This is a genomic window from Camelimonas lactis, from assembly GCF_004342915.1.
Taxonomy (GTDB): domain Bacteria; phylum Pseudomonadota; class Alphaproteobacteria; order Rhizobiales; family Beijerinckiaceae; genus Camelimonas; species Camelimonas lactis.
Window position 1 is genome coordinate 1 of record NZ_SLWL01000014.1, and the last position, 12901, is coordinate 12901.

Below are 12901 nucleotides of genomic sequence, written 5' to 3' on the forward strand. Positions count from 1 at the left end.
GCCCACGATGCCGTGGAAATGCTGCCCATGATCGCGTGGAACGCGCGCCCATCATCCGGTGGAATCAGTGCCCACCATCCCGTGGAACACGCAGCTGACGGCCGTGCGCGAGTTTGGCGCCCGGCACGGCCTGACGCGTGAGGCCGCCATTATTGGCCCGACGGGCGAGGTGGAGGACAGCGCGCGGCGCGCCTGTATCCTCAACCTGCGCAAGAACCCCGATATCGCCGCCGCCATGGCCGCCGAGATGCTGCGGCGTGACGCCGGTTATCTGAAAGCCAACCTGGAGCGGAATGCGACCGACACCGATCTGTATGCGGCGCATTTCCTCGGTGCGCGGAAGGCGGCGAAGCTCGCCGCCCTGGCCCAGGCGAAACCCGGCGCGCCAGCGGCCCGGCTTTTCCCTCGCGCGGCGCGGGCCAACCGCTCGATTTTTTATCAGAAGAAGGGGCGGAAGCTGAAAAGCCGCACGGTCCAGGGCGTTTATAACCGGCTGGCGCTGCCCTACGCGCCGGAGGTCGATCAGGTCGCCCGCAAGGCGCGCGATATCTTCGGCGACCTGAAACCGGCCCCATCTTCAGGCTGAAAATCCGGCCCGGTGAGCGGACGCGGCTTGCCGGGCCACCCCCTGCCGCTCATTGATCCGCCCCTTGCCGGATTACTTCACAATGACAAGACGCCCTGCAAGCCGGAAGACCGTCGTTACCGCTTGCCGGTCCTGGCCAATCATCATCCGCCGCCGGGCGTCAGCCCTGCAGCCGCCGCCCGCTTTTCCCGCAGGCGGGAGCGCGGGGGACCGGCCCTGGCCGACAAGGCAGCAGGGGGGAACGGCGCTGAATGGGGTATATAAAAACAGAAGACGGCCGGCAGTCACGCGACAGCCGGAGGCAGCCATGCGATTTCCAGAACACACCTGAATAATCGGGAGGAGACTTGCAAAAAACCAGCGCGCGGCCACGATGGCCGTTCGGAAAACCAGCGCCATCTCGTGATATGCGGTAGCCGGTAAAGCCGCGATATCATGGCGTTGGTGGTGAGCGCGCAGGGATTCGAACCCTGGACCTACTGATTAAAAGTCAGTTGCTCTACCGGCTGAGCTACGCGCTCTCACGCTGGCCGTGATATGCGCAGACGGCGTTGCGGTCAACCGCCGTGCGCGACAGTCCCCAGGCAATGCGCGGTGACAGGACCTGGCGACGGCGCGAGGCAAGGCTCAGGGGCATCAGCCCTGACGCGGCGCCACGCCTGCGGCCAGCCCGTGCGCCCCGACCGCGGGATGGGGCATGGCGACGACGCGGCGAGGCGGCGTGGTCTGGCGCATGTCGCCAAACAGCGCGTCATCAAACGACTTCGACGGGGCGAAGTGCGGGTCGAACGCCTGAACGGCGGGGCGCCGTTCGGGGCGGGGGGAGGCGCGGAAATTGTTGTTCATGACTTCTGGTATCGCGACGCCCGCAAACGAAACATGAATGACCATGTCACCAGTGCGTGAGAATCCGGCGGATCCGGATCCGTGTCCATTCGTGGTTAGCAGGAGCTTTCGGCATGTCCAGGGCCCGCCCGGAAGCCCGTCATGGCGCGGGTCCGCCCGGCGGCAAATGAAAAGCCCCGCCTTGAAGGCGGGGCTGACCCGGGATCACCAGCGACGGTGGTGGCGGTGGTAATGCCGCGCGTGCGGCGGCCGGTGGTAGTGACGGTGGTGATAGCGCGGCGGCCGGTGGTAATGGCGGTAATGGGGCGGCGGCCGGTGATAGTGGCGGCGGTGATGGTGGTGGTGATACTGCGCCTGGGCGACCGGGAGGCCAACGCTTGACGCCGCAGCAGGACCAACCGGGACTGGCGCCGCCTGGGCAGCGCCGACGCCCAGGGCCAGCGCCGCTCCAAAGATTGCTCCGAATATCGCTTTCATATCTTGCTCCAGCTACAGCCCGACGCGATGGGACGCGTCAGCGCCCATGCGCCATCGGACCTATGAATCTGGTTGCATTCGACTCAAATGCAGTCGACACGTTGGCGAAAGGCGGCGCCCATTCCGTGGCGCCTTCCAAAATTGTGAAGACGGGGTGATCCCGCGCCCGTCAGGCGGCCGGCTTCAGCCTGTCCAGCTTCGCCAGCAGCAGCGGATCATTCAGCACCGCGATGCGCTCGCGCTGGGAAAGCCAGCTGCGGGCGTCAGCCACGGTTTCAGCATCCGCCAGCTTGGCTTCGGCCAACACGTGCTCGGGGTCGACCTGGCCGCGCTTGCGGGCCGGGCGGGGCGGCAGCATGGCGATATGAGCCTGGCGGATTTCGGGCGCCCGCCGCATGACGTCGAAGGCGTCGTCTTCATCGAAACCACGCGCCGCGAAGCTTTCCTGCAATGTGTTGGCGCGGGTCACCACGGGCGGCGGCGCCACTTCTTCTGGCGTCAGCAGCAGGCCGATCCGTTTCAGGAACAGGCCAATGGACTTCTTGCCGCTCATCCACGAGATCGGGATTGCCAGCAGCAGGCCAACAATGGTCGGCGACATCCACAGGGCCAGCGAGGTGGCGATGAGAAACGCGGTGAGGCCGGCCACCACGCCAAGCGCCATGTGCTGCCAGTGCCGCCGGACAATGTCCCGGAAGGCGATGGAGCCGTCATCGCGTCGTTGCGGGTTCCAGCCCGTGTCGCGGCCAAGCAGGATCTGCGCCACCGCGCCGGACTGGATCACCATCATGATGGGGGCGAGCAGGGCGGACATGATCGTCTCGAACACGGTCGAGATAATGACGCGGATGGCGCCGCCGCCATCGCGCCGGTCCTGACCGTTGGTCAGCGTCAGGATCAGGCCGAACAGCTTCGGCGCCAGCAGGATGGCCATGGTCAGCACGAACAGCGCCAGGGCTCGCTCCGGGTCGAACCGCGGCCAGGCGGGGAACAGCGAGAATTCCTGGCTGAAGTACTCGGGCCGCACATACCGGCTCTGCAGCACCAGGATGATGCCGATAACCAGCTGCATCAGCCACAATGGCGAGGCCAGATAGGAGAAGATGCCGGTGGCGAAGTGCTGCCGTGTCGCCCATTTCAGGCCGGCGGAGCCGATAACGCGCGCGTGCTGCAGATTGCCCTGGCACCAGCGGCGGTCGCGCGTCGCCAGGTCGATCAGCGACGGCGGGCTTTCCTCGTAGCTGCCGCCCAGGTGCGGCAGCATGTAAACCGTCCAGCCGGCGCGGCGGATCAGCGCCGCCTCGACGAAATCGTGGCTCAGGATATGGCCGCCGAAGGGCGGCTTGCCGGAGAGGTCGGGCATGCCGCAATGGGCGGCGAACGCCCGGGTGCGGATGATGGCGTTGTGGCCCCAGTAGTTGCCGTCCTTGCCCATCCAGACGGACAGGCCCGTGGCGATCACCGGGCCGTAGACCCGCGCGGCGAACTGCTGCAACCGGGCGAACAGCGTGTTGCGGTTGATGATCAGCGGCAACGTCTGGATAATGCCTGCGTCCGGGTCAGCCTCCATCGCGGCGGCGAGACGGACGATGCAGTCTCCGGTCATCAGGCTGTCGGCGTCCAGCACCAGCATGTGGTCGTAGGCGCCGCCCCAGCGGGTGACGAAATCGGCGATGTTGCCGGCCTTGCGGTGGGTATTTTTTTGCCGGCGCCGGTAATACAGGCGCGCGCCTGGCCCCATCTGCTCGCGCAGGGCGAGAAACGCCCGCTCCTCCGCCACCCAGACATCCGGGTTGGTCGTGTCCGACAGGATGAAATAATCAAAAGCCTCGCCGCAGCCGGTCGCCTCGATGCTTTCGCGCATCGCGAACAGGGCGGCGAAGGTGCGGGAGGTTTCCTCGTTGTAAACCGGCATCACCACCGCGGTGCGGGTGGTCAGGCCGCTCACCGCCGCGAGCGTCTTGCGCGACCGGAACAGCAGGGCGACAAAGCCGACGATGGCGCTGGTGAACGCGATGGCGATCCAGGAAAAATTGATGGTGAACAGCGCCAGCAGCGCCCACTGCAGCCAGGTGGTGCGGCTGACCGACACCACCTCATACATCTCGCGCGCGCCATAGAGCGTCAGGGCCAGCGCGCCGACGAACACCACGAAGCGGGCAACCCAGCCTCCGGCCCCGGGCCCTACCTTGCCAAGGGGGCGGCGGCCGTCGCGACGCCGCCAGCGACGCAGGGATTGCGTCGGCATCTCCAGCCTGTTTTCCGGCGGCAGCGCCCCGGGCGCGCCCTGATCCCGGACGTCCGCCGGCGCCAGCGATGCCGCGTTTTCCTCAACAATTGCTACGCGGTCCATCTGTACAGCCATGTCTCGCTCAGGGGCTTGCCAGCGGCCTCCAGCACGAGGCGCAGTTCGGTGAGCGGCTCGTCGCCCGGATCAAGCTCAAACGCCACCCGCATCACCTTGCGTTCGGGGTAGGGCCAGAGCTTCAGGTTGGTGATGGCGGCGCCCTTGCCGGCGCCAAGCGCCGGTTTCAGCTCCGCCAGCCGGCCGGGATCAGCCAGGGCGTCGCCGACAAATTCCACCAGGAACCTGCGCCGGCGGCCGCCCCGTCCCTTGCCGGTGCGCGTCAGGTTGACCCGCGCCAGTGGCGGCGGCTCGGGGATGCTCCAGCACCAGTATTGCCGGTAGGCATAAGTTGCCTCGGCCCCGGCGGCCAACGCCGCCTTCGGCCGCCAGTAGGCGATGATATTGTCGTTGACATCCGACTCGGTCGGAATCTCGATCAGTTGCACGGAGCCTTCGCCCCAGTCCGACAGGGGTTCGACCCAGACGCTGGGACGCCGGTCGAAACGCTGGCTGTCGTCCTGAAAAGCGGCGAAGCTGCGCTCGCGTTGCAGCAACCCAAACCCCTTCGGGCTGGAATCCACGAAAGCCGACAGCTGCAACTGTTGCGGATTGACGACCGGACGCCATAACCATTCGCCGCGCCCGTTGCTGATCTGCAGGCCATTGACCTCGAAAACGGCGGCGCGCACGTCGTCCACGTTGCGCTGGCTGGCCGGACCGAACAGGAACGTTCCGGCATGGCCGCCCCAGCCCACGTGATCAATGGCGACGCGGGTGAACATGGTGACCTCGACGTCGACAATGGTCATGTCGCCAGGGCGGACCGTGTATCTGACGGCGGCGGTCACGCTCTCGGACTCGATCAGCGCGTGTATCACCAGGGTCTCGGCGGCCAACGCCGGCTGCTCGATCCAGAAGGCGCGGAAAACCGGAATTTCCTCACCCTTGACCTCGCCTGGCCGCAGGGTCAGCGTGCGCGCCACCGTCCCGAGATTCTGCCCCCGGGCCATGGCGCGATAGAAGGTGGCTCCCTGGAAAATCGCCATCTGGACCGGGCGCTCGCCATTGCCGGCGAAAATCCGGAAGCCCGAAAAACCGATGTCCTTGCCTTCGGGCGGGGCGGGCAGCGCGCCGAAATCGTAATTCGCCGACTTGTAAGGCGCGCGTTGGACCTGGCCGTCAACGACCACGTAAAGCACCACATGGTCCTTGAACAGTGCGCCGCGCGGCAACGGCTCGACGACGAAACCACGTTGCTGGCCCGACCAGAGCAGGCCTTCGGGCCTGGCGCGGATGCCGACATACTGGTCGTAAGTCAGGTTGGCGAGCTGGTCGGGGAGATCAACCGGCGGGGCGGTGAACGGGCGCATGGCGAGTTGCCGGGCCAGGTCCACCACATGGCCAGGCTCGAAATTGCCGCCGTTTCCGGCCGCCGCCTGCGAGCCACTGGCGTCCGTCGTCTGCGCGTCGCCCCTTCCGGTCGACGCCGCGAGCGCGGCGACCGCGCCGGACCACATCAGCTGCCTGCGGTTGATCATGCTCATCTGAACCAGCGTTAAGGCGCCGCGCCATCCCGTTGAAGCGCGAACAATGAAAATTATGACTTATCGCCAGCTTCTTGCAATGGCTCCGGCCATCACGGGCGGAGCTGGCCGGCCCGGGCGGACCATGCGGTGAAAAGCGGCGGTTTCAAGACAGGAAACCAAATGGAATCCCCTGTCCCGTCCGGCGGCAGCTGTCTCACAGGCCCTTGCCGGTTTAAAGACCCCCTTGAAGTGATAGCAGGAGCGCGGGCCGTTTTGTCCCCACTCCCGATCGCCTCAGGGCCGCGTCATTTCTCATTCCTCGCGCGCGGCTTGCCGGCGCCAGAGGCTGGCCGGCGAGCCTGTGGCGCGGGGCAAGGAAGCCGGATGATTTGTGCGTGGGGAATCATGGTTTAATAGACAGGCGGCGTCAGACGCCCGGAAGACGATGGCCAGCCGGAAGCGGGCGCGCCCGTGTTTTTCCGTGATTGCCATAAATTCCGTCAGCCCCCGCGCTTTCCGGCGGACGGTTCCTTCGCCGCAACCCGCACCCAGGAGCATCGTCCGTTCATGACCGCGTCTCACGCCGTCGCCCCGTTCCGCGCCATCGTTCTCGCCGCCGGCGAGGGCACGCGCATGCAATCGGCCATGCCAAAGGTGCTGCATCGTATCGCCGGCCGCTCGATGGTCGCCCATGTGCTGCACGCCCTGGAGGCCGCCGGCGCCCGCGACGTGGTCGTGGTGGTCGGGCCGGGCCGGGCCGATGTGGCGGATGAGGCGCGCCGGGTCGCGCCTGGCGCCGTGTTGCGCGAACAGCGCGAGCGGCTCGGCACGGCGCACGCGGTGCTGGCGGCGCGCGACGACATCGCGGCGGACAACGTCGATATCGTTGTGGCGTTTGGCGACACGCCGCTGATCCAGCCGGAAACCCTGGCGCGCCTGCATGGCCTGCTTGGCGGCAATGTCGCCGTGGCGGTGCTGGGCTTCGAGGCCGCCAATCCCTTCGGTTATGGCCGTCTCGTCCGCCATGGCGAGGATCTGGCGGCGATCCGCGAGGAAAAGGACGCCGATGAGGCCGAACGCGCCATCACCCTGTGCAACGCCGGGCTGATGGCCCTGTCCGGGGCCCATGCCCTCAGCATTCTGGAGCGCATCGAGCCCAACAACGCCAAGGGTGAGTTCTATCTCACCGACGCCGTCGACATTGCCCGGGGGCTCGGCCTGCGCGCCGCGGTGACCGTCGCCCCGGAATCGGAGGTAATGGGCGTCAACGACCGCGCCCAGCTCGCCGTGGCGGAGGCGGAAATCCAGCGGCGGCTGCGCCGGGCGGCCATGCTCGGCGGCGCCACGTTGCAGGACCCCGACAGCGTCTATTTCAGCGCCGACACCCGGCTTGGCCGCGACGTCACCGTGGAGCCGCATGTGGTGTTCGGCCCCGGCGTCACCGTGGAGGCCGGCGCGACCATCCATGCTTTCTCGCACCTGGAAGGCGCCATTGTCCGCGAGGGGGCCGACATCGGCCCGTATGCCCGCCTGCGTCCCGGCGCCGATGTGGGCGCGAAAGCCCGCGTCGGCAATTTCGTCGAGCTCAAGAACACGGTGATGGGCGCCGGCGCCAAGGCCAACCATCTGGCTTATCTGGGCGACGGCGTGGTCGGCGAGGGCGCCAACATCGGCGCCGGCACGATCTTCTGCAACTATGACGGTTTCGGCAAAGCAAAAACCGTGGTCGGCAAGGGCGCTTTTGTTGGCTCGAACTCATCCCTGGTCGCCCCGGTGACCCTGGGAGACGGCGCCTATATCGGCACGGGCTCAGTCATCACCGCCGATGTGGCGCCGGACGCCCTCGCCCTGGCGCGGGGACGTCAGATGGAGAAACCCGGCTGGGCGGCGGAGTTCCGCGCCAGGAACGCCAGCCGCAAGAAGTGAGCCCGCCGCCGGCCGCCGGGAATCGGGGCCGGCGTCATAATCCGTCAGGTTTTTTGATTTGTCTGACGCCGCCATTTCCTTCAGGCATCGCAACTTCAGCGCGCGGCTCCGGCGTTTCTGACCGGAGCGAAGATCCCTGGCGCATCGCCATTCCAGCTTTCAGGTGAACAGAGACATGTGTGGCATCATCGGCATTCTCGGCAAGCATGACGTCGCCGCTGATCTGGTCGACTCGCTGAAGCGGCTCGAATATCGCGGCTATGATTCCGCCGGCATCGCCACGCTCGACAATGGCGTTCTGGAGCGGCGGCGCGCCGCCGGCAAGCTGCGCAACCTGGAAAATGTCCTGCGCGAACAGCCGCTGCCAGGCGCCAGCGGCATCGGCCACACCCGTTGGGCGACCCACGGCAAGCCGACGGAGGATAACGCCCATCCGCACGCCACCGATCGGGTGGCGCTGGTCCACAACGGCATTATCGAGAATTTTCGCGAGCTGCGGGCCGAACTGGCTGACGAGGGCGTGCGTTTCGAATCGGAAACCGACACCGAGGTGGTGGTCCGCCTGGTCAGCCGCGAGCTGGAGCGCGGCCATCCCCCGGTGCGCGCCGTGGCCAATGTGCTGCCGCGTCTGCGCGGCGCCTTCGCGCTGGGCTTCCTGTTCGCCGGCGAGGACGATCTGCTGATTGGCGCCCGCCATGGCGCGCCGCTGGCTCTCGGTTTTGGCGACGGCGAGATGTTCCTCGGCTCCGACGCCCTGGCGCTGGCGCCGTTTACCGATGACCTGCTTTACCTGGACGAGGGCGACTACGCTGTCATCACCCGCGCTGGCGCGGAGATTTACGACGCCGCCGGCTTCCAGGTCGCGCGCCAGCGCCAGCGGCTGGCGCCAGGCGCCTTCGTCGCCGACAAGGGCAATTATCGCCACTTCATGGTGAAGGAAATCTGGGAGCAACCCGAGGTGGTGGGCCGCACGGTCGCCCATTATCTCGACGCCTCGGCCAACCGCTTCCAGTTTCCCGAGCTTGGCGCCATAGACTTCGCCAACCTGCAGCGCCTGACCATCTGTGCCTGCGGCACCGCCTATCTCGCCGGCTATGTGGCCCGTTACTGGTTCGAGCGGCTGGCGCGGCTGCCGGTGGACATCGACGTCGCCTCGGAGTTCCGTTACCGCGAGGCCCCCATGACGCCAGGCGGCCTGGCGCTGTTCATCTCCCAGTCTGGTGAAACGGCCGATACGCTCGCCTCGCTGCGCTACGCCAGGTCCCAGGGCCAGAGCATCCTGTCGGTGGTCAACGTCACCACCTCGACCATCGCCCGGGAAAGCGACGCCGTGGCGCCCACCTTCGCGGGCCCGGAAATCGGCGTCGCCTCGACCAAGGCGTTCACCTGCCAGCTCAGCGTGCTGCTGTCGCTGGCCGTCTACGCCGGGCGCCAGCGCGGCGTGCTGTCGGAGGCGGAGGAGGCGCGCATCGCCGATCTGATGATGGGGCTGCCGGGCCAGTTCTCCGAAGCGCTGAAGCTGGAGCACGACATTGAGCAGATGTCGCGCGATCTCTCCCGCGCCCGCGACGTGCTTTATCTCGGCCGTGGACCGGCGTTTCCGCTGGCGCTGGAAGGCGCCCTCAAGCTCAAGGAAATCTCCTACATTCACGCCGAGGGCTACGCCGCTGGCGAGCTCAAGCACGGTCCCATCGCTTTGGTGGACGAGGACATGCCGGTCATCGTCATCGCGCCGCGCGATGAGCTGATGGACAAGACTGTCTCCAATATCCAGGAGGTCGCCGCCCGCGGCGGACGCATTATCCTGATCGGCGATGGCGACGCCGTGCGCCAGACCGGCCTCGACAATGTGGCGGCGTTGACCATGCCGGATATCGATCCGGTGGTGGCGCCAATTGTTTACGCGGCGCCGATCCAGTTGCTGGCCTATCACGTGGCGGTTTTCATGGGTAAAGATGTCGACCAGCCGCGGAACCTGGCCAAATCAGTCACGGTGGAGTGAAGGGTTGAAGCGGTTGTATTCCTGCCTGAACAGATCGCCATAACCAGATCATATAACAGGACAAATGCAGCATAGACCGCATGGATGCCCTGAATGACCGACGGCCAGCGCGAACCCGAATCGCCTGAGGATAATGCGGCGTCCCGGCAAGCCCCGCCCACGCCGCCGCCGGCCGTGGTCGCCGCCGCGGCCTCGCGTGGGCGGCTGTTTTCGGCCCGGGCGCGGCTGCGCAATTATTTCCTCACCGGCCTGATCGTCGCCGGCCCGCTGGCGCTGACGATTTACATCACCTGGTGGATCGTCGGGGCCATCGACGGCTGGGTGAAACCGTTCGTTCCCGACCGCTACTGGCCGGACGCCTACCTCAGCGTGTCGGTGCCTGGTTTCGGCCTGGCGGTGGCGCTGATCGCCCTGACGCTGCTCGGTTTTCTTACCGCGAACCTGGTGGGCCGCACGCTGGTCAGCTCCAGCGAAACCCTGCTGGAGCGCATGCCCGTGGTCAGCGGTCTGTATCGCGGCATCAAGCAGATTTTCGAAACGGCGTTTTCGCCAGGCGGCACATCGTTTCGCAAGGTGGCGCTGGTGCAGTTTCCGACCCCGGGAACCTGGTCAATCGTTTTTGTCTCGTCGCCGCCACCGCCCGACATGGCGCGACCGCTGCCCGGCGGCGCCGACGCTGGCTATGTGGGCGTGTTTCTGCCCTGTTCTCCCAACCCGACAACCGGTTTCTTTTTCTATTTGCCGCGCAAGGATATCGTCGAGGTTTCTATCTCGGTGGATGAGGCGGCCAAGCTGGTCATGTCCGCCGGCCTCATCCAGCCGGAGGAGCACCAGCGGCGCATGCAGGCGATGATGGACGATCCCGATACGCCGGCCGATGCGCCGCTGCCGGAAAAGCCGGCGTCCGGCTAGAACCGTTTTCGATCTGTCTGTATCGCATACGGCTCCAGCTTCCTTTGTTATGCGCGCATTCTGATCGACCAGCTGGTTCCGGCTGACCGCAAAGCGCTTTAGCCGGCGCGCAGCAGCCGGATCGCCTCGTCGCGACCGAAAAGGTAGAGCAGCATCCGGAGCGCCTGACCGCGCGGGCTGGTCAGGTCAGGATCACGGGCGAGGATCAGCTTCGCCTCATCCCGCGCCGAGGCGATCAGATCCACGTCGTGCTCGGGACGCAGGAAGCGGAAATCCGGCGCGCCGGACTGGCGGGTGCCCAGGATTTCGCCCTGGCCGCGCAGCCTCAGGTCTTCCTCGGCGATGCGGAAACCATCCTCGGTCTCGCGCATGATGCGCAGGCGCGCTTCCGCGACCTGGCCAAGCGGGCCGCGATACAGCAGCACACAGCTGGATGCTCCAGACCCACGCCCGACGCGACCGCGCAGCTGGTGCAGCTGGGCGAGGCCGAAGCGCTCGGCGTGCTCGATCACCATGATCGTCGCTTCCGGCACATCGACGCCCACCTCGACCACCGTCGTCGCCACCAGCACATTGTCGGCGCCGCTGGCGAAGCGCTGCATCGCCGCGTCCTTGTCGCGGGCGTTCATCCTGCCGTGCAGCATCCCCACTGTCGGCCCCAGCCGCTCGCGCAGGAAGGCGTGACGCTCCTCGGCGGCCGCCACGTCCAGCGCCTCCGATTCCTCCACCAGCGGGCAGATCCAGTAGACGCGGGCCCCGCTCTGGATGGCGCGGCCGACGGCGGCCGTCACCTCATCCAGCCGCTCCAGCGGCGCGGCGCGGGTGGTCACCGGCGTGCGCCCGGGCGGCTTCTCGTTCAGCAGCGACGCCTCCATGTCGCCGTAGAAAGTCAGCACCAGGGTGCGCGGAATCGGCGTCGCCGTCATCAGCAGCATGTCGGCGTCCGGGCTTTTCTCGCCCAGCGCCAGCCGCTGCTGCACGCCGAAACGGTGCTGCTCGTCCACCACCGCCAGTCCCAGATCGCGAAAGGCGATGGCTTCCTGGAACAGCGCGTGGGTGCCGACAACGATATCAATGTCACCCGCCGCCACCTGCTCCAGGATCTTGCGCCGCGCCGCCGCCTTGTCGCGTCCGGTGAACACGCCGGCGCGAATGCCAACGGCCTCCGCCAGAGGAGCGATGCGCTCGTAGTGCTGGCGGGCGAGAATTTCGGTCGGCGCCATCAGCGCCGCCTGGCGGCCGCTTTCCACCACCCGCGCCATGGCCAGCAAGGCGACAATGGTCTTGCCCGAGCCGACATCGCCCTGCAGCAGACGCAGCATCCGCTCCGGCGACGCCAGATCGCGCCAGATCTCGTCCAGGGCGGTCTTCTGCGCGCCGGTGAGATCGAAGGGAATTTGCGCCAGCAGCGCCCGCACCAGGCGGCCATCGCCCGCGTGGGCGCGACCGCGCGCCTTGCGCCGGTTCTGGCGCATCAGCCCAAGGGCCAGCTGGGTGGCCAGCACCTCATCGAGGCCGAGGCGACGGCGGGCCGGGTCGGGCTCCCCCGCGTCGCCGGCATCGGCGTGTTCAGCGAAAACCTCCTGCGGCTGGTGCACAAGCCGCAACGCCGTCGCGAAAGGCGGCAGCGCGCCGCGCAGGTCCTGGTCCTGCCATTCCGGCATGTCGGGCAGGCGATCGAGGGCGGCGGCGGCGGCCTTTTGCACCAGTCGCCCCCCCAGACCTTCCGTCAGCGGATACACGGGCTGGATAAGGCTGGCGCCTTCCAGTTCCTCCGGCCGCAGGATCAGGTCCGGGTGCGCCATCTGGCGACGGCCGTCCCAAAGCTCGATGCGGCCGGAAACGATGCGCCTTTCGCCAACCGGCAATTGCGCCTCCAGACGCTGCCGGGAACCGCCAAAAAACACCAGGGTTACGTCGCCGGTGTCATCCTCCACCACCACGCGTGCGGGCGCCCTGGAGCCACTGCGCGCCGGCGGCGCGGCATGGGAGACGACGCGCACGTCCAGCGTCACCACCGTTCCCACCGGCGCATCAATGATGCGCGGCCGGCTCCGCCGGTCGATGACGCCGCCGGGCGTGTGAAACAGCAGGTCGATGACGCGCGCCGGACGCCCGGGCGCTCCAAGCAACCGGTCGAACAGCGCGCCGACGCGCGGCCCAACGCCGGGAAGAGCGGTGATGGGAGCGAACAGGGGATCGAGCACGGAAGGGCGCATGAAATCCTTGTGCGGCCGGAGGTGAGGCGGGCGGGCGAAACATGCCCGTGGAACGGGCCT

Annotated in this window: 9 protein-coding genes and 1 tRNA gene; 4 read left to right on the top strand and 6 right to left on the bottom strand. The window is 67.1% G+C overall.

Annotated features, from left to right (window positions below; genetic code table 11):
- Nucleotides 1-67: 67 nt before the first annotated feature.
- Nucleotides 68-586 carry a hypothetical protein gene (locus tag EV666_RS14370; RefSeq protein WP_132009481.1) on the top strand — a complete coding sequence of 173 codons (519 nt, stop codon included), beginning with the start codon at nt 68-70 and terminating at the stop codon, nt 584-586.
- Nucleotides 587-1031: 445 nt separating this feature from the next.
- Here EV666_RS14370 and EV666_RS14375 read toward each other — a convergent pair.
- From EV666_RS14375 to EV666_RS14395, 5 genes are all read right to left on the bottom strand, one after another.
- A tRNA-Lys gene (locus EV666_RS14375) sits at nt 1032-1107 on the bottom strand.
- Nucleotides 1108-1222: 115 nt separating this feature from the next.
- Nucleotides 1223-1432 carry a hypothetical protein gene (locus EV666_RS14380; protein ID WP_132009484.1) on the bottom strand — a complete coding sequence of 70 codons (210 nt, stop codon included), beginning with the start codon at nt 1430-1432 and terminating at the stop codon, nt 1223-1225.
- 204 nt (nt 1433-1636) lie between these two features.
- Nucleotides 1637-1909, bottom strand: coding sequence for a hypothetical protein (locus EV666_RS14385; protein ID WP_132009487.1), 273 nt, complete (start codon nt 1907-1909; stop codon nt 1637-1639).
- A gap of 169 nt (nt 1910-2078) precedes the next feature.
- On the bottom strand, nt 2079-4274 hold the full coding sequence (gene mdoH / locus EV666_RS14390; protein WP_280990846.1) for a glucans biosynthesis glucosyltransferase MdoH: 2196 nt from the start codon (nt 4272-4274) through the stop codon (nt 2079-2081).
- Nucleotides 4250-5794 carry an OpgD/OpgG family glucan biosynthesis protein gene (locus tag EV666_RS14395; RefSeq protein WP_132009491.1) on the bottom strand — a complete coding sequence of 515 codons (1545 nt, stop codon included), beginning with the start codon at nt 5792-5794 and terminating at the stop codon, nt 4250-4252. Before EV666_RS14395 ends, mdoH begins: the two co-directional genes overlap by 25 nt.
- 555 nt (nt 5795-6349) lie before the next feature.
- On the opposite strand from EV666_RS14395, the gene glmU reads away from it, so the two are divergent.
- The 3 genes from glmU (at nt 6350) to EV666_RS14410 (ending at nt 10622) form a co-directional block, all read left to right on the top strand.
- Nucleotides 6350-7708: a bifunctional UDP-N-acetylglucosamine diphosphorylase/glucosamine-1-phosphate N-acetyltransferase GlmU gene (gene glmU, locus EV666_RS14400; protein WP_132009494.1), complete on the top strand. Its 1359-nt coding sequence runs from the start codon at nt 6350-6352 to the stop codon at nt 7706-7708.
- A gap of 175 nt (nt 7709-7883) precedes the next feature.
- Nucleotides 7884-9710, top strand: coding sequence for a glutamine--fructose-6-phosphate transaminase (isomerizing) (gene glmS / locus EV666_RS14405; RefSeq protein WP_132009497.1), 1827 nt, complete (start codon nt 7884-7886; stop codon nt 9708-9710).
- A gap of 93 nt (nt 9711-9803) precedes the next feature.
- Nucleotides 9804-10622 carry a DUF502 domain-containing protein gene (locus EV666_RS14410; RefSeq protein ID WP_132009500.1) on the top strand — a complete coding sequence of 273 codons (819 nt, stop codon included), beginning with the start codon at nt 9804-9806 and terminating at the stop codon, nt 10620-10622.
- Between the two features lie 98 nt (nt 10623-10720).
- Here EV666_RS14410 and recG read toward each other — a convergent pair whose 3' ends face one another.
- Complete coding sequence (gene recG / locus EV666_RS14415; protein ID WP_132009503.1) at nt 10721-12841, bottom strand: ATP-dependent DNA helicase RecG; 2121 nt, start codon at nt 12839-12841, stop codon at nt 10721-10723.
- Nucleotides 12842-12901 lie beyond the last annotated feature (60 nt).